The organism is Streptomyces sp. NPDC013157, from assembly GCF_042899865.1.
In the GTDB taxonomy this organism is placed as follows: domain Bacteria; phylum Actinomycetota; class Actinomycetes; order Streptomycetales; family Streptomycetaceae; genus Streptomyces.
Genome location: NZ_JBIBAK010000014.1, coordinates 243,548 through 263,138 on the forward strand (window position 1 = coordinate 243,548; position 19,591 = coordinate 263,138).

18 protein-coding genes are annotated in these 19,591 nt (G+C 71.9%); 12 read left to right on the forward strand and 6 right to left on the reverse strand.

The genetic code is table 11. The features are described 5' to 3' along the window. Positions 1-30 precede the first annotated feature (30 nt). On the reverse strand, positions 31-939 hold the full coding sequence (locus ACFY6U_RS35395) for a GNAT family N-acetyltransferase (protein WP_390044837.1): 909 nt from the start codon (positions 937-939) through the stop codon (positions 31-33). Positions 940-1,182: 243 nt separating this feature from the next. Between ACFY6U_RS35395 and ACFY6U_RS35400 the strand changes: the two genes are divergently transcribed. Continuing rightward, positions 1,183-2,280, forward strand: a complete 1,098-nt coding sequence (locus ACFY6U_RS35400; protein WP_390044838.1) for a PP2C family protein-serine/threonine phosphatase — start codon at positions 1,183-1,185, stop codon at positions 2,278-2,280. Positions 2,281-2,308: 28 nt separating this feature from the next. Here ACFY6U_RS35400 and ACFY6U_RS35405 read toward each other — a convergent pair whose 3' ends face one another. Together ACFY6U_RS35405 and ACFY6U_RS35410 are read right to left on the reverse strand one after the other, a co-directional pair. Further along, positions 2,309-2,749, reverse strand: a complete 441-nt coding sequence (locus ACFY6U_RS35405) for an Lrp/AsnC family transcriptional regulator (protein ID WP_293995112.1) — start codon at positions 2,747-2,749, stop codon at positions 2,309-2,311. Between the two features lie 42 nt (positions 2,750-2,791). Beyond that, complete coding sequence (locus ACFY6U_RS35410) at positions 2,792-4,141, reverse strand: transaminase (protein WP_390044840.1); 1,350 nt, start codon at positions 4,139-4,141, stop codon at positions 2,792-2,794. 333 nt (positions 4,142-4,474) lie between these two features. Between ACFY6U_RS35410 and ACFY6U_RS35415 the strand changes: the two genes are divergently transcribed. Beyond that, positions 4,475-4,945, forward strand: coding sequence for a hypothetical protein (locus ACFY6U_RS35415; protein ID WP_351502333.1), 471 nt, complete (start codon positions 4,475-4,477; stop codon positions 4,943-4,945). A gap of 2 nt (positions 4,946-4,947) precedes the next feature. Here the strand turns inward: ACFY6U_RS35415 and ACFY6U_RS35420 are convergent, their stop codons facing one another. Beyond that, entirely contained in the window at positions 4,948-5,121 is a 174-nt protein-coding gene (locus ACFY6U_RS35420) for a hypothetical protein (protein WP_390044842.1), read from the reverse strand. A 236-nt stretch (positions 5,122-5,357) separates the two neighbouring features. On the opposite strand from ACFY6U_RS35420, the gene ACFY6U_RS35425 reads away from it, so the two are divergent. The 7 genes from ACFY6U_RS35425 to ACFY6U_RS35455 all read left to right on the forward strand — a co-directional run bounded on the left by ACFY6U_RS35425 (position 5,358) and on the right by ACFY6U_RS35455 (position 12,128). Then, entirely contained in the window at positions 5,358-6,605 is a 1,248-nt protein-coding gene (locus tag ACFY6U_RS35425; protein ID WP_390044844.1) for a serine hydrolase domain-containing protein, read from the forward strand. Between the two features lie 216 nt (positions 6,606-6,821). Further along, entirely contained in the window at positions 6,822-8,303 is a 1,482-nt protein-coding gene (locus ACFY6U_RS35430; RefSeq protein ID WP_390044846.1) for an ATP-binding protein, read from the forward strand. Beyond that, a complete protein-coding gene (locus tag ACFY6U_RS35435; protein WP_390044848.1) occupies positions 8,300-8,722 on the forward strand; it encodes a roadblock/LC7 domain-containing protein in 423 nt (140 codons plus the stop codon). Before ACFY6U_RS35430 ends, ACFY6U_RS35435 begins: the two co-directional genes overlap by 4 nt. Next, positions 8,719-9,081 carry a DUF742 domain-containing protein gene (locus ACFY6U_RS35440; protein ID WP_351502559.1) on the forward strand — a complete coding sequence of 121 codons (363 nt, stop codon included), beginning with the start codon at positions 8,719-8,721 and terminating at the stop codon, positions 9,079-9,081. Before ACFY6U_RS35435 ends, ACFY6U_RS35440 begins: the two co-directional genes overlap by 4 nt. Continuing rightward, on the forward strand, positions 9,053-9,676 hold the full coding sequence (locus tag ACFY6U_RS35445; protein WP_351502561.1) for an ATP/GTP-binding protein: 624 nt from the start codon (positions 9,053-9,055) through the stop codon (positions 9,674-9,676). The genes ACFY6U_RS35440 and ACFY6U_RS35445 overlap by 29 nt, the downstream gene beginning before the upstream one ends. Then, entirely contained in the window at positions 9,673-10,899 is a 1,227-nt protein-coding gene (locus tag ACFY6U_RS35450; protein WP_390044851.1) for a cytochrome P450, read from the forward strand. The genes ACFY6U_RS35445 and ACFY6U_RS35450 overlap by 4 nt, the downstream gene beginning before the upstream one ends. Next, a complete protein-coding gene (locus ACFY6U_RS35455; protein ID WP_390044852.1) occupies positions 10,896-12,128 on the forward strand; it encodes a cytochrome P450 in 1,233 nt (410 codons plus the stop codon). The genes ACFY6U_RS35450 and ACFY6U_RS35455 overlap by 4 nt, the downstream gene beginning before the upstream one ends. A 123-nt stretch (positions 12,129-12,251) precedes the next feature. On the opposite strand, the gene ACFY6U_RS35460 is transcribed toward ACFY6U_RS35455, so the two are convergent. Then, positions 12,252-13,781, reverse strand: coding sequence for a helix-turn-helix domain-containing protein (locus tag ACFY6U_RS35460; protein WP_390044853.1), 1,530 nt, complete (start codon positions 13,779-13,781; stop codon positions 12,252-12,254). Between the two features lie 471 nt (positions 13,782-14,252). Between ACFY6U_RS35460 and ACFY6U_RS35465 the strand changes: the two genes are divergently transcribed. The 3 genes from ACFY6U_RS35465 (at position 14,253) to ACFY6U_RS35475 (ending at position 17,104) form a co-directional block, all read left to right on the forward strand. Next, a complete protein-coding gene (locus ACFY6U_RS35465) occupies positions 14,253-14,873 on the forward strand; it encodes an L-threonylcarbamoyladenylate synthase (protein WP_293995093.1) in 621 nt (206 codons plus the stop codon). Between the two features lie 115 nt (positions 14,874-14,988). Beyond that, a complete protein-coding gene (locus ACFY6U_RS35470) occupies positions 14,989-15,744 on the forward strand; it encodes a dienelactone hydrolase family protein (RefSeq protein WP_390044855.1) in 756 nt (251 codons plus the stop codon). Positions 15,745-15,931: 187 nt separating this feature from the next. After that, positions 15,932-17,104, forward strand: coding sequence for a glycoside hydrolase family 64 protein (locus ACFY6U_RS35475; protein WP_390045002.1), 1,173 nt, complete (start codon positions 15,932-15,934; stop codon positions 17,102-17,104). 65 nt (positions 17,105-17,169) lie between these two features. Here the strand turns inward: ACFY6U_RS35475 and ACFY6U_RS35480 are convergent, their stop codons facing one another. Continuing rightward, positions 17,170-19,572, reverse strand: coding sequence for a M4 family metallopeptidase (locus tag ACFY6U_RS35480; RefSeq protein ID WP_390044857.1), 2,403 nt, complete (start codon positions 19,570-19,572; stop codon positions 17,170-17,172). Between the last annotated feature and the right edge of the window lie 19 nt (positions 19,573-19,591).

Consider the following 19,591-nt stretch of genomic DNA (forward strand, 5'->3'; position numbering starts at 1 on the left):
TCAGCTGTCGATCACCGCGCTGTCAGCATGTCACCCGGCACTGACAGCGCTCGCCGCCCAGAAGTTCACCCGCTCCCGGACGACGGGGTATCCGGCCCTGGCGAAGTGTGCGGCCATGGGGGTGTTGCCCTGGTCGGTGGCGGCGGCGATGACATCGGCGCCCTGTTCGACGAGGAAGTGCGTGCACTCCACGAGCAGGTCGTAGGCGTAGCCGTGCCCGCGCTGCTCGGGCAGGACGCCGATGAACCCGACGCAGGGCCCTCCCGGGTTGCGCCCGGGGATGTGGATGCCGACCGGCTCGCCGTCGGGCGTGCGGCCGATCTGCCACCACTCCCGGGGCGAGGGCATCCAGTGGAAGAAGTCCATCTCCTCCTGGGCCGCCTGGTCCACTCCGCCCTGCTCGATGGCGCGGCGGGCGTGGGCGTCCAGGGTGACGGAGTGGATGCGGCGCAGGGCGTCGAAGAACACCCCGTCATCGGGTTCGGGGGTGAAGAGGAGGCGGCCGGGCCGCTCGGGCAGACCGCACTCGGGGGTCCAGCGATAGTTGTAACGCTCCACCAGGAGCTCGAAGCCCGCCTTGCGGGCGGCGGCGAAGCGGGTCTCGGCGGCGGTGCGCAGCTCTGGCACGTCGTGCCAGCCCGGGGGCAGGTCGAGCTCCAGTTCCTCGACCTGCCAGGGTGCGCCGAGCAGCAGCTCGGCGCCGGCCTCCTCCTCGCCCTCGGCCACGTCGAACCAGTTGATCAGGAGCGGCTCGGTGGCCCCGGGAGCGCCCCACCAGGCGGCCCGGGCGACCACACGGCCGTCGCGCAGGGCGACGCGCTGCCAGTCGGGGCGGAATTGGGTGCGCTGGTGCTTCTCCCGCATGCGCAGCGGGTCGGGCAGGTCGTCGAAGAGACGGGCGGTGCTGTCGTCGAGCGTACGGATGACCGGATCGGTCACGGATTCCTCCGGGATGCGTGCTACGGGGAGCGCTCCCGGGTCAGCTCAGACCTGTCACGCCCGGGAAACGGGGAGGGAGCGCGGGATGGGTGTGTGGGACATCGCACTCGCCTCCTTCCGTCCGGTCCTGGGCGTGCGGTCACACGTTAGAGGCCGGGCACCGACGCGTCCACGGATTTTCCCGGCGCGGCATTTCAAGATCGGGACGGGTGCGGCGACCGGTCACGGGCGTAGCTTAGGGATGTGACTTCGGTGCGCGGCTGGTCGTCGCGTGGCTACCGGGACGGTCGTGGCTGGTTGCAGGGTGCGCCGCCGCCACGCTGGGTCAGGGTGCTGCCCGTCGCCCTGCTCGGCCTCGTGACGGCGGCGACGCTGATCAGCCCCGACGGACACGACTTCGGATTCCTGCTCGGCGCCATCCCGCCGCTGGCCGTCCTCTCCTACGGCCCGCTGGCGACCGCCGTACTCAGCTGCCTGGTGGTGCTGCTGCTCAACCTGCCCGCCACCCACCTGAACCAGCCCGGCGACACCGACCTCCTCACCGTCACCTTCGTGGCGCTACTGAGCGTGTTCGTGTCCTACGTGCGCAGTCACCGCGACGCCCAGCTGCTCACCGAACGGGCGGTGGGCGAGGCGGTGCAGCGGGCCGTGCTGCCGCCGTTGCCGGAGCGGGTCGGGGCGGTGGGGTGCGTGGGGCTGTCCCGGGCCGCGCAGCACGGGACGCTGGTCGGCGGGGACTTCTTCGACGTGCGCGACGGCCCGTACGGGGTCCGGGCGGTGATGGGGGACGTACGGGGGCACGGGCTGGCCGCCGTCGCCACGGTGGTGTCGCTGCTCGGCGCGTTCCGGGAGGCGGTGCTCGACCTGGAGGACCTGGAGTCGGTGGCGGCGCGGATGGACCGCAGACTGACGGTGGACTCCGCCGACGTCCCGCACGCGGAGCTGTTCGCCACGGCCCTGCTGCTGGAGTTCTCCGCCGACCTGCGGTCCGTACGGATCGTGGCCTGCGGCCACCCGGCGCCCGTGCTGCTGCGGGACGGACTGGCCCAGGAAGTGACCGTCGCACCCGGGGCGCCGCTGGGGCTGGGGCTGGTGGGAGTGGAGCAGGCGAAGGAGGTCACCGTGGAGCTGGGGTCCCGCGACCGGCTGTTCCTCGCCTCGGACGGCGTCTGGGAGGCACGCGACGGGGCCGGCGGCTTCTATCCGCTTCCGGAGCGGCTCGCCGGGTTCGCGGGCGTGGACGCGGCCGCGCTCACCGAACTGGTGTGGACGGACCTGACCCGCCATTGCGAGGTGCGTGACGACGCCACCATGCTGGTCCTGACACCGGCCATCGGCTGAGGTCCGGGCACCGCCGTCGGCCGCGCGCTCAGCCCACCTCCCACAGGAACCGGTGGGTGTGGATGCCGAAGTACGGGAAGGGCCTCACCTCGCGGACGCCCTCGATCGGTCTGACCACGTCGTTGACGAAGTCGAGCAGGTCCTTCGGTCCGGGCGTGACCACCTCGGCGAACAGGTCGAAGCCGCCCGAGGTGAAGACGGAGTACACCACCGCAGGGTGTCCGGCGAGCGCGTCGGCCACCGCTCGGGGGTCGCCGTCCACGCCGATGCCGAGCAGGGCCATCGCCTGGCCGCCCATGGCCATCGGGTCGGTGACGCCGACGACCTGCACGGCCCGGGAGTCCAGCAGCCGCTGCAGCCGCTGCCGGGCAGCGGAGGCGGAGAGGCCGACCCTGGGTCCGAGGTCGGCATAGGCGATACGGCCGTCGGCCTGGAGCTCGCGCAGGATGGCCCGGTCGATGTCGTCCATGTGCACCATGCCCCTCCCCTTCCTCGTCTCTTCTCGTCTTCCTCAGCCGGCCAGTTCGAGCAGTGCGGCGCCGAACACGGCGGTGTGGGTGTCCACGTCCTGCTCCGTGGTGTCGGGGCACATCAGGGCCATGTTGTGGAAGGGGGTGAGGAGGATGCCCCGGTTGGCGAGGTACAGGTGCAGGAAGTCCTCCAGCTCGGGGTCGGCGGCGGCCTCGGACGCGGTGCCGGTGCGCGGGGCCGGGGAGGCGAAGCGGTACTCGGTGCGGGCGCCGAGGCGGCTGACCGACCAGGGCAGGCCGTGCGCCTCGACGGCGGAGCGGACGCCGGACTCGAAGCGCGCGGAGAGCCGTGCCATGTGCTCGAACGCCTCGTCGGTGAGCACCTGCTCCAGGGTGGCCCGGGTCGCCGCCACGGAGAGCGCGTTTCCGGCGAGAGTGCCGCCGACCCCGCCCATGTCCACCAGGTCCAGGTCGGCGCGGGCGAGGAGGCGCTCGGCGAGGCCGGCGGAGAGGCCGTAGGCGCCGGCCGGGATGCCGCCGCCGATGGCCTTGCCGATGGTGAGCAGGTCGGGCTCCAGGTCCCAGGCGGCGGTGCAGCCGCCGGGTCCCGCCGAGAAGGTGTGCGTCTCGTCGTTGATCAGCAGCGTGCCGTACTGCCGGGTGAGGGCGCGCACGCCCTCCAGGTAGCCGGGCTCGGGCAGGACGATGCCGATGTTGGTGAGGGCGGGTTCCATGAGGACGGCCGCCACGTCGCCGTGGGCGAGTTCGCGCTCCAGCTGGTCCAGGTCGTTGAACTCGGCGACCCGGCTGGTCAGGGTGACGTCGCAGGGCGCGCCGACGTTCCCGGGGCGCGGCGCTCCCTTGCCGTCGGGGCCCACCACGATGAGGGACTCGTCGACACTGCCGTGGTAGCTGTAGCTGTTCACCAGGATCTTCGGGCGCCCGGTGACGGCGCGGGCGAGCCGGATCGCCCACCGGTTGGCGTCCGTCGCGGTCAGCGAGAAGCTCCAGCGGGCGAGCCCGAAGCGCCGGGTCAGTTCGGCGCCGACCCACTCCGCGTCCTCCGTCGGCAGCATCGCGGTGGCCCCGCCCAGCTCGGCGAACCGGCGGTGCACCGCCTCGGTCACGGCGGCCGGCGAGTGACCGGCCATCGCGCCGGTGTCGCCGAGGCAGAAGTCGATGTACGTGTGCCCGTCGACGTCGGTGACCCGGGCACCGCGAGCGGTCGCCAGGTACCGGGGGAAGGCGCCGGCGGTCTTGTTCATCCACGTCATCGGGACCCGGCCGAAGAGATGGCCGGCGTCGGCATATGCCGCTCGGGAGCGGGGGTTCCGCCGCTCCGCCTCCGCGCTCTCGCGGGCCAGGAGGGCGTGCAGTCGGGTGCGGTCCATGGAGTACCTCTGGTCGAGCGGAGACGACGGAATGACGGGAGAGTACGACCGATACCGCCCACAGATCAAGATGTAACGCTCGAATCGATTGTCACGACACCCGAATCGAGCGCGCCCGCCCATTGGGGAAATTCCGCCTTTGTGAGCAGCATTCGCACCACTGTGCGGCGCTCGAACATTCGCCCTCAAACGCCACGGTTCGCCACCCCTTCCGCCAGTTAGAAATATCTACCAGCATGCATATGCCGGGTTGGCGTGCGGACGCGCCGAGCGCCCGGCGTCGGTCGCTCCCCTGCGCGTGAAACAGGTGAGCGAGATATCCCGGAGCGGTGCATGACGAACAGGATGTGGATGCAGGGCGTGGAATGGCTTGCGGCGGCCTCGGCGGACCCCCGGGCGTGCAAGTGGGAGTGGGACCACGGTGAGGGCGTCTCGCTGCTGGAGGCGGGCCGCTTCTGGGATGTGCTGAGCGTGCCGGACCGGCTCGGCCTGCTCACGCTGGACCTGCTGTGGCGGCCGTCCCTGCCGGTGCCCGGGCCGACCCTGGTGGACAGCGCGGCGCGCCGGGTCGGGTTCTTCCTGCCGCCCGACCCGTCCGGCGGCTGGATCGGGGGCGGGCTGCGGTACGCGACCAAGGGGGCGTGGGTCGCCGTACCGCCGCCGTACCGGCCCACGCGATTCCTGGAGTGGCTGGTGCCGCCCGACGGCAGTGGCGCGCTGCACAGACCGGCCACGCTGGAGTCGGCGCTGCGCGAGGCCAACGGCACCCTGGCGGTGCTGCGGCCGGTGTGCGAGGAGCAGTGAGGTCAGCGACGGGGCAGCAGGATGAGGACGGTGGCCCACCGGGCCTCCGCTTCGGCTGGCAGAGTACGGCCCTGCTCCCGCCACTCCCGGACGAGTTGGGCGTAGATCGGCTCACGGGAGAGGAGGGCGCGCGGCTCCTGGACCGTGCGCCAGGGAGCGTGAGGGGTTCCGTCCATGCCGGGGCAACGCAGGGAACGCACGGGTGGTACGCGCCGCCCGACGCGCTCACCGGGGCGGGTGAGCGCACCCCCCGATCGGCCCCCTCCGCCCGTCCTACAACCATTCCGGCTGCAGGCATTCCGGCGGCTCGCGGTCGGCAGGCGGCCTCGCGGCCGTGCTCGTATCCTGTGAATTCAGGGTTCTGACGTCCGACCCCACCGCACGTTCCCTCTCACGTGCTTGGAGTCAGCCCATGCCGTACCCGTCCGCCGTGCTGCGCCGAGGGGCAGCGGTCGCCGTCGTGCTGGGGACACTCACCGTGCCGCCCGTCGTCGCACCGCCCGCCCCCGCACCGGCCGCGTTCGCCGCGCCGTCGCCCGTCCCCTCGCCGTCCGGCAGCCAGGACGTCCGTGCGATGACCCCGGCGGTGGCCCGCCAACTCGACGCGGCCGTACAGCACGTCATGCGTGAGGCGGACGTGCCCGGCGTGACCGTGGGCGTCTGGACACCCGGGCAGCGCGACTACGTTCGCTCCTTCGGGGTCGCGAACAAGGCGACCGGGCGGACGATGTCGCCCGACCTGTACATGCGGATCGGCAGCGAGACCAAGACGTTCACCGTGACCGCCGTTCTGCAACTGGTCGACCAGGGCAAGGTCGGCCTGGACGACCCCATCGGCACGTACCTCGACGGCGTGCCGGGCGGCGACCGGATCACCCTGCGGGAGCTGGCCGGGATGCGCAGCGGACTGTTCGACTACTCCGAGGACGCGGACTTCTTCAAGGCGCTGACCTCGGATCCGCAGCGCTCCTTCACTCCGCGGCAGCTGCTCGGGTACGCCTTCCGGCACCCGGCGATGTTCCCGCCCGGGGAGAAGTTCTCCTACTCCAACACCAATCTGATCCTGCTCGGCCTGCTCGTCGAGAAGGAGAGCGGGCAGCGGCTCGGCGACTACCTCGAACAGCACGTCCTGGAGCCTGCGGGCATGAGCCGCACCCTGTTCCCGACCGGGAACGAGTTCCCCACGCCGCACGCCCAGGGCTACACGAACCAGACGGCCACCGGGAAGGTCGAGGAGACCGCCGGCTGGAACCCGTCCTGGGGCTGGGCCGCCGGCGCGATGATCTCGGACCTGGACGATCTGCACACCTGGGCACGCACCGTGGCCACCGGGGTCTTCCCCGACGGCAGGACCATGGTCGGGCCGGCCGCCCAGAAGCAGCGGCTGACCACCCCGTCGACCGGCATCCAGGGGGCCGGGTACGGCCTCGGCATCTTCGACGTCCAGGGGTGGATCGGGCACAACGGCTCGCTGCCGGGTTACGAGTCGCTGACCGTCCATCTGCCGTCGGCCCGGACGTCCGTGGTCGTGCTGCTCAACACCGACATCGGCTACAAGGGCGACATCGAGCCCAGCACCCTGTTCGGCGAGGCGGTCACCCGGATCATCTCCCCGGCCCACGTCTTCGACCTCCCCGCGCCTGCCTCAGTCACGCGGTGACGGCACGCGGTGACTGAACCTCAACTCACTTGGCCTGCACGGCATTTCCGACACTTGACACAGAAGCGAACAGTCACCGAACGGATTCGCAGGGATGTAACGATTCACCGTGCGGGGCCGGTCAATGACGGTGTGTACTGTGCAGCGAGCGCCACATGGGAGGGCCCCGGGCTCCCCCCTGCCCACTGCTGCCCTACTCCCCTGGAAACCGATTCCATGATCGAATTACCGGAACTGGTGGCCGGTGGTCTCGCCGCCGGAACGCTCTCCGCGCTCGCCCTCGGTGGCAGCCTGCTGAGGTCCCGGCGCCAGAAGGCCGCGCTGCGGGCCGAGGTGACGGAGTTGCGCGCCCGGCTGGAGGGCGCCGAGGGCGCATTCGTCACCGAGGTCGAGCATCTCGCCGCCCGCCGGATGCCGGCGGCCGCGGCCCAGCTCGCCCACCCGCACCTGAAGGTGCCCGGCCCGGCCGGGCAGCACACGCCCGGGACCCCCACCGGGATCGCGCTGGAGTACGTGCTCACCGCGCTGCGCGAGGAGCTGACCGCGCAGCGCACCCGGATCGACGCGGCCGCGCAGGCCGGTATGCGCGGCGCCACCCGGGAGATCCAGGCCGCCCTGTACCGCCTGCAGGACGCCCTGCGGGGGCTCCAGCAGCGCTACGACGAACCGGAGTTGGCGCAGACGCTGTTCGCGCTGGACCACGAGAACGAGCAGTCGCTGCGGCGGGCACAGGTCGCGGCTGTGGTGTGCGGGGCCTGGGTGGGGCTGGCCCGTGAGGAGTCCCACGTGGTGGACGCCGTCACCGGCGGCCAGGCCCGGCTCTCCGGCTACCACCGGGTCCGGGTCCACAACCACCTGGAGCCGGGCACCGCCCTGGTGTCGCACGCGGTCGAGCCGGCCGCCATCATCGTCGCCGAACTCCTCGACAACGCGCTGCGCCACTCGGCGCCGGACACCGACGTCGTGGTCAATCTGGAACACGTCCACTACGGGGTGTGCGTGACCGTGGACGACGCGGGCCTCGGCATGACGCAGGACGAACGGGCCCGCGCCCAGCGGCTGGTGGCGGGCAGCGACCCGATCCTGCTCACCGACCTCGGCGACCCGCCGCGCATGGGCCTGGCCGCGATCGGCCAGCTCACCCGCCAGTTCGACCTGAACGTGGACGTCTCCTCCCCCTCGCCCTACGGCGGGGTGCGCGCGGTGCTGCGGGTGGACAGCCATCTGCTCGGACGGATCGACCCGGGCGAACGGCCCCCCTCGGCGAGCGCGCCGCGGTCGACCCGGGAGCGCGTGGTGCGCAGGGAACCGGAGCGTGAGGTCACCGTGCGCGCGACGCCCGTGCCCCAGGCCCCCGGGTCCGAGACGCCCGTGCCCGAGATCGTTCCGGCCGGGTCCCCAGCGGTCGCCGAGCCGACGCCGGCCGGGTCCGGGCCGGGGCCCGAGCACGAACGCACCCCCGCCCCCGCACCCGGCCGCGAGACCCCGGGCGACCTGGGCGGTCTGCCGCGGCGGCGCCGACGTACCCCGGCCGCCGCACCCGGCGTGCCGCAGCCGCAGCCGGCCGCGCGCCGGCCCGAGGAGGCGGCCGCCGCGCTCGCGGCCCTGCAGTACGGCACCGCGGCGGCGCGGGCCCCCAAGCGGGCGAGCGCGCCCGAACCCCAGCGGACCGACGACGAAGGAGGAGCGGCCAGATGACCAGCCGCGATGTGGGCGAGACGGCATGGGTGCTGGACCCCGTCCTGCAGGTTCCGCATGTACTGGCCGCCGTCCTGCTCACCCGGGACGGCCTCGCGACCGGCTACACCGACGGCCTGTCCCGGGCGAGTGCCGAGCGGGTCGCCGCGATCACCAGTACCGTGCAGGGCGCCTGCCGGGCCGCGGCGGCCGCGTTCGCGAACCGGGAACGGGCCGACGTCCGGCAGGTGGTCATCGAGTCGGACCACGGATACGTGCTGATCGTGCCGACCGAGCACGGCACCTGTGTCGCCGCTTACGGCGACCCCGAGGTGCGCCTGGACCTGCTGGCGCACCGGGTGCACTCGCAGGTGGCCCGGCTGGGCGAGAAGGCGATGGCGGCCGCGCCCAGAGGCTCCGACGGCGGCGCGCCGGCATGACCGGCCGCCGTGGCGGCCGTCCCCTGGTCCCCGCGTACCTGTCGACCGGCGGGGTGGCCCGGCCCAGCCGTCCGTACCTGGAACGGCTGACGGTGCTCAGCCGTGACGGGACTCCTCTGCCCGCCGGCCTCCCGGCGGCCGAACAGGCCCTGCTGGAGCTGTTGTCCGGCGGTGCGCTGACGGTGGTGGAGGCGGCGGCGCTGCTGCGGCTGCCGTTCTCCGCCGTGCGGGTGCTGGCCGCCGACCTCGTCGACCGGGACCTGGTCCTGGCCCGCGCGCCGATCCCGCCCGCCGAACGGTTCGACCCCGACCTGCTGAAGAGAGTGGCCGATGGCCTCCGCGCCCTCAAGCACCGGTGAGCTGCCCCGCGCGGGCGGCACCCATCTCCCCGACGGCGCCCGCGACCTGGTGAAGATCCTGGTCACCGGGCCGTTCGGGGTGGGCAAGACGACCCTGATCGACTCGGTGTCGGAGATCCACCCGCTGCACACCGAGGAGCACCTCACCGAGGCCTCCGTCCCCGTCGACGATCTCGACGGAGTACGGGAGAAGGAGACGACGACCGTCGCCATCGACTTCGGGCGGATCAGCCTGTCCGGCGGGATCGTGCTGTACCTGTTCGGGACACCGGGACAGGACCGGTTCCGGACGCTGTGGGACGACATCTCCTACGGCGCCCTCGGAGCCCTGGTCCTGGTCGACAGCCGCCGCATCGACGCCTCCTTCGACGTGCTCGGTCTGGTGGAGGAGGCGGGGCTGCCGTACGCGGTCGCCTTCAACGCGTTTCCCGACGCGCCGAGTCACTACACGGGCGACCAGCTGCGCGCCGCCCTGGACCTGGCGCCGGGCACCCCGATGGTGACCTGCGACGCCCGGGACGCGCACTCCTCGGTCGACGCGCTGCTCGCCCTCGTCCAGCATCTGATAGACGACCGGCCGGCGGAGGCCCGATGACCGCACAGCAGTCCTTCACCGTCTCGGGTCCGGTACGGCTGTGGGAGGACGGGTTCGCCCGCAACCCGCACGGCTACTACGCGGCCCTGCGCGCCCAGGGTCCGGTCGGCTGGGCGGAGCTCGCGCCGGGCGCCCCGGCGTACGTGGTCACCGAGCGGCGTGCCGCCCTCGACGTGCTGCGGGACGTGGAGACCTTCTCGCACGACCCGCGGGACTGGGAGGCGACCGTCCCCGAGGACTCCCCGCTGCTCGGCATGATGCGCTGGCGGCCCAACGCCCTGTTCTCCGACGCCGACGCGCACATCCGCTACCGCACCACCCTCATCGACGTGTTCGACCTGATCGAGCCGCACGACCTGCGCCAGCTGGTGCACCGGGCGGTGCGACTGCTGGTCGACCGGTTTGGGCCCAAGGGCGAGGCGGATCTCGTCGTCGACTTCACCCGGCCGCTGATGGCGCTGGTCTTCAACAACCTGTTCGGGCTGCCGGACAGCCAGGGCGACCGGCTCAACGAGGGCGTCCTGAAGATGATGGAGGGCGGCCCGCAGGCCGCCGAGGGCGAGGCCGAGTACGCCGACTACGTGCTGCGGCTGGTCGCCGCCAAGGTCGAGGAGCGCGGCGAGGACCTGCCGAGCATGCTCCTGGACCACCCCGCCCAGCTGACCCCGGAGGAGGTCACCTGGCAGGTGTTCCTCACTCTGGGCGCCGGCTACGAGCCGAGTACGAACCTCGTCTCCAACGCGCTCTCCCGGATCCTCGGCAACCCGCTCTACTACTCCACGCTGACCAGCGGCGCCCGTCCGGTCATGGACGCGGTGGTCGAGGTGCTGCACCACGAGACCCCGCTGGCCAACTACGGCATCTACTACGCCCGTCGGCCGGTCTCCTTCCACGGGGCGTGGGTCAGGCCGGCGATCCCGGTGGTGGTCTCCTTCGGTGCGGTCGGGCTGTTCGCCGAACGGGAGGTCACCAGCGGCCGGCGCGCCTCGGACGCCTCGCACCTGTCATGGGGTGCCGGACCGCACGCCTGCCCGGTCCGGCACCACGCGCTGCTCATCGCGACCGAGGCGATCGAACGGCTCACCCTGTGGCTGCCCGACCTCGAACCGGTCCTGCCCCGCGAGAAGCTCAGCTGGCGGCCCGGCCCGTTCCACCGCTCGCTGACCTCGCTGCCCGTCCGGTTCAGTCCCCGCTCCCCCGACCAGCCTGGAGAGTCGTCGTGACCGTCACCGACCGCATCGCTCTCGACCCGTTCGGCTCCGACATCCCGGCCGAGAGCGCACGGTTGCGCGCCCTCGGCCCCGTGGTGCCCGTCGAACTGCCCGGCGGCATACCCGCCTGGGCGCCCACCGGCTACGACGTCCTCAAGGAACTCATCCTCGACCCCCGGGTCAGCAAGGACCCGCGCAAGCACTGGCGGCTCTGGACGGAGATCGGCGAACACCCCTCCTGGGGCTGGGTGCTGGGCTGGATCGGCGTGGTCAACATGCTCTCCGCGTACGGCCCCGACCACACGCGGCTGCGCAAGCTGGTGGCGCCGAGCTTCACGCACCGCCGTACCGAGGCGATGCGGCCGCGTGTCGCGGCGATCGCCGCGGAACTGCTCGACGGCGTGGCGGCCGCCGGGTCCGACGGCGCGGTGGTGGATCTGCGGGCCGGTCTCGCGCAGCCGCTGCCCATGCGGATGATCTGCGAACTGTTCGGGGTGCCCGACGAGTTGCGGGACGACACCGGTGCGCTGATCGCGGCCATCATGGACACCTCCGACCCGACCCCCGAGCACGCCGCGTTCGTGCAGGAGCGGATCGGCACGGTCCTCGGCGGGCTGATCGCGTACAAGGTGGAGCACCCGGGCGACGACATGACCACGGAGCTGATCCGGGTCCGCGACGAGGACGGCGACCGGCTCAGCGACGAGGAGCTGCTGTACACGCTGCTGCTGGTGATCGGGGCCGGCTTCGAGACCACGGTCAACCTGATCGGCAACGCGGTCGTGGCGCTGCTGACGGATCCGGTGCAGCTGGCCGCCGTGCGCGCCGGAGCGGTCGGCTGGGACGCGGTGATCGACGAGACGCTGCGGGTGCATCCGTCCATCGCCTCGCTGCCGCTGCGGTTCGCGGTGAGCGACCTGAAGGCCGGGGACGTCACGATCCCGGCCGGGGACGCGATCATCACGACGTTCGCGGCAGCCGGCCTGGATCCGGCGCACTACGGGCCGGACGCGGCCGCGTTCGACGCCGCTCGGGGTGGCGACGACCACCTGGCGTTCGGTGTCGGCGTGCACCGCTGCATCGGCGCGCCGCTGGCCCGGGCGGAGGCGCTGGCCGCGCTGCCCGCGCTGTTCGAGCGGTTCCCGGGGCTGCGGCTCGCGGCCGGGGCGGGCGAGTTGCGGCAGGTGCCGTCGTTCATCGCGTGCGGCTGGCAGGAGATCCCGGTACGTCTGGAAGGGTGAACCCGGAGGTCGCGGGGGCCTCGACCGGTCCCCCGTTCCGGTCGTGCCCCCGCGCATCGTGAACATACGTCCGGATCCGGCCGTTGGGTATCGCGCCGATGCCCGTTCGTACCCGCCGAGGACTCACCCGTGCACAGGTGAGTCCGGTTGGCCCGGATTCGCCCGCAGCAGGACGGGTGCGGCGAGGTCCCCGAGGGCGAGATGGGCCAGCACCACCTCGTACAGGTCGGTGCCGGCGGCCAGCAGCTGGCGTTCCAGGACGGGTTCGGCGCCCCGCACGTGTTCGCGGACGGTCTGGGCGTGCACGCCCAGGTCCTGGGCGGCGCGTTCGGCGTTGCCGCCGGCGGCGATCCAGGCGCGCAGGGTGCCGCGCAGGTCGCGGCCGTCCCGGACCAGGCGGTCCAGGAGGTCGTGCGCCCAGGAACGCAGCGCCGGACCGGCCAGCAGGTCGCCCAGCCGGACGCCGGACGGCCGGGGCACCGCGGCGGCGAGATCCTCCGTCAGGGCCGCCTGGGTGTTGAGGGCCAGATGGGCGGTGGCACGCACGGTGAGGTCGGAGAAGTCCGCGCCCAGCAGCGCCTCGACCCGGTCCATGCGGGCACGCACCGTGTTGCGGCTGACGCCGAGGACCTTGGCCGCGCTGACGGCGGTGAACTCCAGGCCGAGGCGGGTGGTGGCGAGGAGTTCCGCGCGGGTGTGGTGGGGCAGGGTGTCGAGCGGTCGCAGCACGGCGGCGGACCAGGCGTGCAGCGCGCCCGGGTCCATCAGCCGTTCCGGGTGGGTGCGTTCGGCGTAGACGGCGGCCTGGTCGGGGCGGAAGCGGGCGACGGCGAGGGCGCTGACGGCCTGGCCGTAGGCGGTGGACGTCTGGGCCAGGTTCTGCCGGACGCTGCCGCCGAGGAAGGTGCCGGGGCGGCCGTCGACGAGGGAGCGCAGCCGCTCGGCCGTCGCGGGCGCGGGGCTGAGGACGATGACGTGGCCGTCCATCGCGGGGCAGCGCACGACGAGGGCCTGGCCGCGGGTCACGACAAGGCAGTCCTCGGCGAGGCCGTCGCGTTCCGCCGGCTGCCCCTCGACGATGTACACGCAGGCGCTGTCGGTGTCGAGCAGTCCGGGCCACAGGCCGGCGGCGACACGGCGGGCGGAGACGGTGTCCTCCACCATCAGGAGTTGCAGGATGGCGAGCCGCAGGTCGGCGGTGGCCCGCCGGAGCCGGTGCCCGGCGGCCGTCAGTTCCCGTTCCCGCAGCAGGAGTTCGACGACTCCGGCGGTGTGGGTGACGATCTCCGCGGCGCGCTGGTCGAAGGGGGTGGTGCGGGCCACGGCGAGCAGTCCGGCGGCCGCCGGACGGGGGTCGGGGGCGCGGACCGCGACCAGCCGCAGGTGGCGGTCGCCGTCCTGGACGGCGGCGGCGGAGATACGCCCGGCGGTCACGTCGGCCGCGAGACCTGCGTCGAGGGGGACCGGGGTTCCGGCGAGCAGGGTGCCGTCGGCGTCCTGGAGGCAGACGGTCCCCTGCACGGCGCCGGCGAGCCAGGCGACCACCCGGCGCGGGTCGCGTGCGCCGGGACGCAGATGGTCGAGCAGCCGCTCGGCCCAGCCGTCGTCGTGGAGTACCGGGTGCTGCGGGCCCTCGCCTGCTCGGCCTGCCATCTCGCCCTGCCCCTCGTCCCTCGCGTCGGCCTCGGTCCACGGACGTTACCCGATGGACGAAGCCCGGTCCCGACCGGCGGGCACGGCTCCGCCGGCGGCCCTCGGGGGAAGGGCCGCCGACGGAGAAAGCCTCACCCGGGGCCGGGGGGTGGGCCCCGGGGTGGCTGATTCTTCGGGTGCCCAGGAATCCACGGGGTATGCGCACCGATTTTCCGAAGCCGCCGGCCCCGTGACCGACGGCGGCCAGGCAGGGCCGCACGCCTCCCGGTACCAACTGGATCCCGCGAAGTCCGCAGCTGGGCAGCGCCCCCGAAGGGGCGCTGGGGGTACCCCCGGCCGAAGGCTGGGGAGGAACTGCGCGACCAGCCACGACGGCGCGGCAGTCGACAGACGGCACACGCGGCACATCGCGGCACCACCCGCGGAGCGCCCCGCTCGGCCGGAAGTCGCCGTACGGCATAAGCTCGGCGGATGGCGAAGTACTTCGACGTGCACCCCGACAACCCGCAGCCGCGCAGCATCTCGCAGATCGCCGACGCGGTCCGCTCGGGGTCGCTCATCGCATATCCGACCGACTCCTGCTACGCGCTGGGCTGCCAGCTCGGCAGCCGGGACGGCATCGACCGGATCCGCACCATCCGGCATCTGGACGACCGGCACCACTTCACGCTGATGTGCCGGGACTTCGCGCAGCTCGGCCAGTTCGTGCGCGTGGACAACGACGTGTTCCGGGCCGTGAAGGCGTCGACGCCCGGCAGCTACACCTTCATCCTCCCGGCGACCCGCGAGGTGCCGCGCAAGCTGCTGCACCCGAAGAAGAAGACCGTCGGCGTCCGCATCCCCGACCACGTGGTCACCCAGGCACTGCTGGCGGAGATGGGCGAGCCGCTGCTGTCCAGCACCCTGCTGCTGCCGGACGAGGAGGAGCCGCTGACCCAGGGCTGGGAGATCAAGGACCGGCTGGACCACCAGGTGGACGCGGTGGTCGACTCTGGGGAGTGCGGCACCGAGCCGACCACGGTCATCGACTTCTCCGGCGGCGAGGCGGAGATCGTCCGCCGTGGCGCGGGCGACACCTCGCGCTTCGAGTGACCAGTTCCCGCTCCCCCGGAGCGGGCCTCTCACCTTCGCGTGCCACGATGATCAGGACATGCCGCGCCGGGTGTCCCCCACCCCGACGCCGACTCCACAGAGAGGCACTTGCGCCATGACCGCCGTACAGGGATCCGACGTGGACATCACCACCGAGGACGGTGTCGCCGACGCCTACCTGGCCCACCCCGCCGACGGACTCCCCCACCCGGGCGTGCTGCTGTACCAGGACGCCTTCGGGATCCGCCCGCACCTGAAGTCGATGGCGGACCGGCTCGCCGGGGCGGGCTACACGGTCCTGCTCCCCAACGTCTTCTACCGCAGCGGCCGCACGCCGGTCATCGACCTCCCCGAGTTCATCGACCCCTCGGTGGACCCGACGATCTGGCAGCGGATCATGCCGATCATGATGTCGCTGACGCCCGAGCTCAGCGAGCGGGACTCGGCCGCCTACCTTGACTGGCTGGCCGGAAGCCCGCTGGTGGCCGACGGGCCGGTGGCGATCACCGGTTACTGCATGGGCGCCCGGCTGGCCGTGCGCACTGCCGCCGCGTTCCCGGACCGGGTCGCGGCCGCGGGCGGCTTCCACGGCGGCCGGATGGTCACCGACGACGCGGACAGCCCGCACCTGCTGGCCGACCGGATCACCGCGGAGCTGTACTTCGGCTTCGCCGACCAGGACCAGTCGATGACCGAGGAGCAGATCCGCACCTTCGAAGCGGCCCTCGACGCCGCCGGGGTCCGCAACACCTGCGAGATCTACCGGGGCGCCGACCACGGTTACACGCAGGCCGACACTCCGGCCTACTCCGCCGAGGCCGACGAGCGGCACTGGTCCGCGCTGCTCGACCTCCTGAAGCGCACCTTCTGATCCACCCGGTCCATCCGGTTTCCGGGGCCCGTCGACCGGCGGGCCCCGATTTCGTCCGCACCATTGACATGCACCCGCCCCGCAGCCAATCTGAGAGCGCTCTCAGAATTGGTCCGGACCAATTTCCCGGACCAACCCCGACCCCACACGGAGGTGGAGAGTGCGCACAGGACTCGTACGCGGGGCGCTGCCGCTCACGGCTGCGGCGGCGCTGATCGGCGGGGTGCTCACGCTGGGCACGCCGGCACCGGCCGGCGCGGCCGTGCCGGACACGATCCCGCTGAAGATCACCAACAATTCCGGCCGCGGCGATCAGGTGTACGTCTACGACCTCGGCACCCAGCTCTCCTCGGGACAGCAGGGCTGGGCCGACGCGAACGGCACCTTCCACGCCTGGCCGGCCGGCGGCAACCCGCCGACCCCGGCACCGGACGCCTCGATCACGGGCCCGGCGGCGGGCCAGTCGAAGACGATCCGGATCCCGAAGTTCTCCGGCCGGATCTACTTCTCCTACGGCCAGAAGCTCGACTTCAGACTGACCACCGGCGGTCTGGTGCAGCCCGCCGTCCAGAATCCGAGCGACCCGAACCGGAACATCCTCTTCAACTGGTCCGAGTACACGCTGAACGACTCGGGTCTGTGGATCAACAGCACCCAGGTGGACATGTTCTCGGTGCCGTACGCGGTCGGGGTGCAGCGCGCCGACGGCAGCACGGCCGGCACCGGGCACCTCAAGTCGGGCGGTTACAACGGGTTCTTCAGCGCCCTGCGCGGACAGGCGGGCGGCTGGGCCAACCTGGTCCAGACGCGGTCCGACGGCACCGTGCTCCGCGCGCTCTCCCCGCTCTACGGCGTGGAGACCGGGGCGCTCGCCTCGACCGTCATGGACGACTACGTCAACCGGGTCTGGTCGAAGTACGCGACGTCGGCCCTGACCGTCACGCCGTTCGCCGACCAGCCGAACACCAAGTACTACGGCCGCGTCTCGGGGAACGTCATGAACTTCACCAACGCGGCCGGAGCGGTGGTGACGAGCTTCCAGAAGCCCGACGCGAACAGCATCTTCGGCTGCCACAACCTGCTCGACGCGCCCAACGACCAGGTCCGCGGCCCGATCTCACGCACCCTGTGCGCGGGCTTCAACCGGTCGACGCTGCTGACCAGTTCCAGCCAGCCGGACACCAATCCGGCCGACTTCTACCTGGACCCGGTCACCAACCAGTACGCCCGCAGGATCCATGCCCAGATGGCCGACGGCAAGGCGTACGCCTTCGCCTTCGACGACGTCGGCAACCAGGAGTCGCTGGTCAACGACGGCAGTCCGCAGCAGGCGTACCTCACGCTCGACCCGCTGAGCTGACTCGCGCGGGCGTCCCGCACCCGGCTCGCGGGTGCGGGACGCTCGACTGCCGGATGTCAGCTATGTCAGCCGGTCGTGACGGCGGTGTCGTCGACGACGAAGCTGGTCTGGAGCGAGGAGTCCTCGACACCGCTGAACTTCAGGGTGACGGTCGAGCCCGCGTAGGACCCGAGGCTGAAGGACTTCTGCACGTACCCGGAGGCCGCGTTGAGGTTGGAGTACGTGGCCAGCGTGGTCGAACCGGCGGTGACCGTCAGCTTGTCGTACTGGGTGCTGGTGGTGGTCTCGGCCGTGTCGATGTGCAGGTAGAAGGTGAACGTGGTGGCGGTGCAGCCGGACGGGATCGTCACCGACTGGGACAGCGTGTCGGTGTGCGAGGAGCCGTAGCCGTCGAGCCACGCCTTGTAGGAACCGGTACGGGCCGCCTCACCGCTGTCGGTGGTGATGACACCGCTGGACGCCGTCCAGGTGGTGTTGCCCGACTCGAAGCCCGGGTTGCCCAGCAGTTGGGTCGAGGTGCAGGTGCCCCCGCCGCCGCTGGAACTGACGGTCCACGTGAAGGACGCCGTGCCGGTGGCACCCGTCGAGTCGGTCACCGTGACGGTGGTGCTGTAGGTGCCCGCCGTCGTGGGTGTTCCGGTGATGGCGCCGGTCGAGCTGTTGATGGACAGGCCGGTCGGCAGGCCGGTCGCCGCGTAGGTCAGCGAGCCGCTGTTGGTGCTGCTCGCCGATATCTGCAGGCTCACGGCGGTGCCGACGGTCGAGGACTGGCTGCCCGGGTTGGTGACCGTGACGCCCGAGGTGGGCACGGTGATGTGGCTGCCGACGTTGATGCCGGCGAACGCGTTGCCGACACCCGCGTACTGGGTGGAGCTCGTGCCGTAGAGCGCCGCGGCCGCGTTCAGGGCGGCGGTGCGGGCGGCGGAGTAGTTGGTGCTCGACGTCATGTACGTCGTCAGCGCCTTGTACCAGATCTGCAGGGCCGCGGCCCGGCCGATCCCGGCGACGGCGACACCGTCGGAGGTGGTGCTGTTGTACGTGACACCGTTGATGGTCTTGCTGCCGCTGCCCTCGGACAGCAGGTAGAACATGTGGTTCGCCGGGCCCGAGGAGTAGTGCACGTCGAGGTTGCCGACCCCGGAGTACCAGCTGTCGGCCGACGAGCCGTCCTTGCTCGGCTTGTCCATGTAGCGCAGCGGGGTGCCGTCGCCGTTGATGTCGATCTTCTCGCCGATGAGGTAGTCACCGACGTCGGAGGAGTTGTTGGCGTAGAACTCCACGCCGGTGCCGAAGATATCGGAGGTCGCCTCGTTCAGACCGCCCGACTCACCTGTGTAGTTGAGCCCGGCGGTGTTCGACGTGACGCCGTGGCTCATCTCGTGGCCGGCCACGTCCAGGGAGGTCAGCGCGTGGGTGCCGCCGGAGCCGTCGCCGTAGGTCATGCAGAAGCAGTCGTCGTCCCAGAAGGCGTTGACGTAGCTGCTGCTGTAGTGGACGCGGGAGTAGGCCGCGACGCCGTCGTTCTTGATGCCGCTGCGCCCGAAGGTGTTCTTGTAGAAGTCCCAGGTCATCTGGGCGCCGTAGGCCGCGTCGGCGCCGGCGGTCTGGGTGTTGGAGCCGGATCCGGTGCCCCAGACGTCGTCGGAGTCGGTCATCAGGGTGCCGGTGCCCGACGTGCCGTTGTTGAGGTTGTACGTCTTGTGGCCGCCGCGCGTGGTGTCGTACAGCTGGTACGTCGAACCGGACAGCGTGGTGTTCAGCGTCACCGTGCCGCTGTACTGGGTGTTGCCCGTACCGGTCTGGACGGCCTGGTAGCGGTAGAGCTCCTTGCCCGTGGTGGCGTCCGTCACGACGTGCAGCTTGCTGGGCGTGCCGTCGTCCTGGAAGCCGCCGATCACGGTCTCCCAGGCGAGCTTCGGGGTGCCGTTGCCGGCCCAGATCACCTTGCGGGCGCCGTCGGCGACGGGCTTCTGGGCGTCGAGGGCCTTGGCCGTTTTGAGCGCCTTGGTCTGGGCGGCCGACTTGCTGTAGGACGCGCTGACCGTCGGGACCGTGATGGTGTGCTTGTTGTTGAAGGTCGTACTCACGGTTCCGGCCGCGAGGGTGGCGGGCGGGGTGTGCACGATCAGGTCGCCGCCGAGGACCGGCAGGCCGGCGTAGGTGCGCTCGTAACGGGTGTGCACGGTGCCGTCGTTGTCCTTGACGACGTCCTTGACGACCAGCTTCTCCTTGGCGCCGAGGCCTATCGTGCGGGCGGTCGCGGCGGTCTTCTGCCGGGCGCTCTTGAGCAGTGCGCTGTGCTGGGCGGGGGTGAGCTTGGCCTCCAGGCCTCCGGTGCGCACAGGGCTGGGGTGGGGGGTGGCGGGCTTGGCGTTCGCCGGGACCGACTGGATGCCGACGGCGAGGAAGGCCGCGGTGGAGACCAGGGCGGCTCCTACCGTGGCCCGTCTGTGGGGAAGACGTCTCACTCGTACTCCTCCTGCTGCG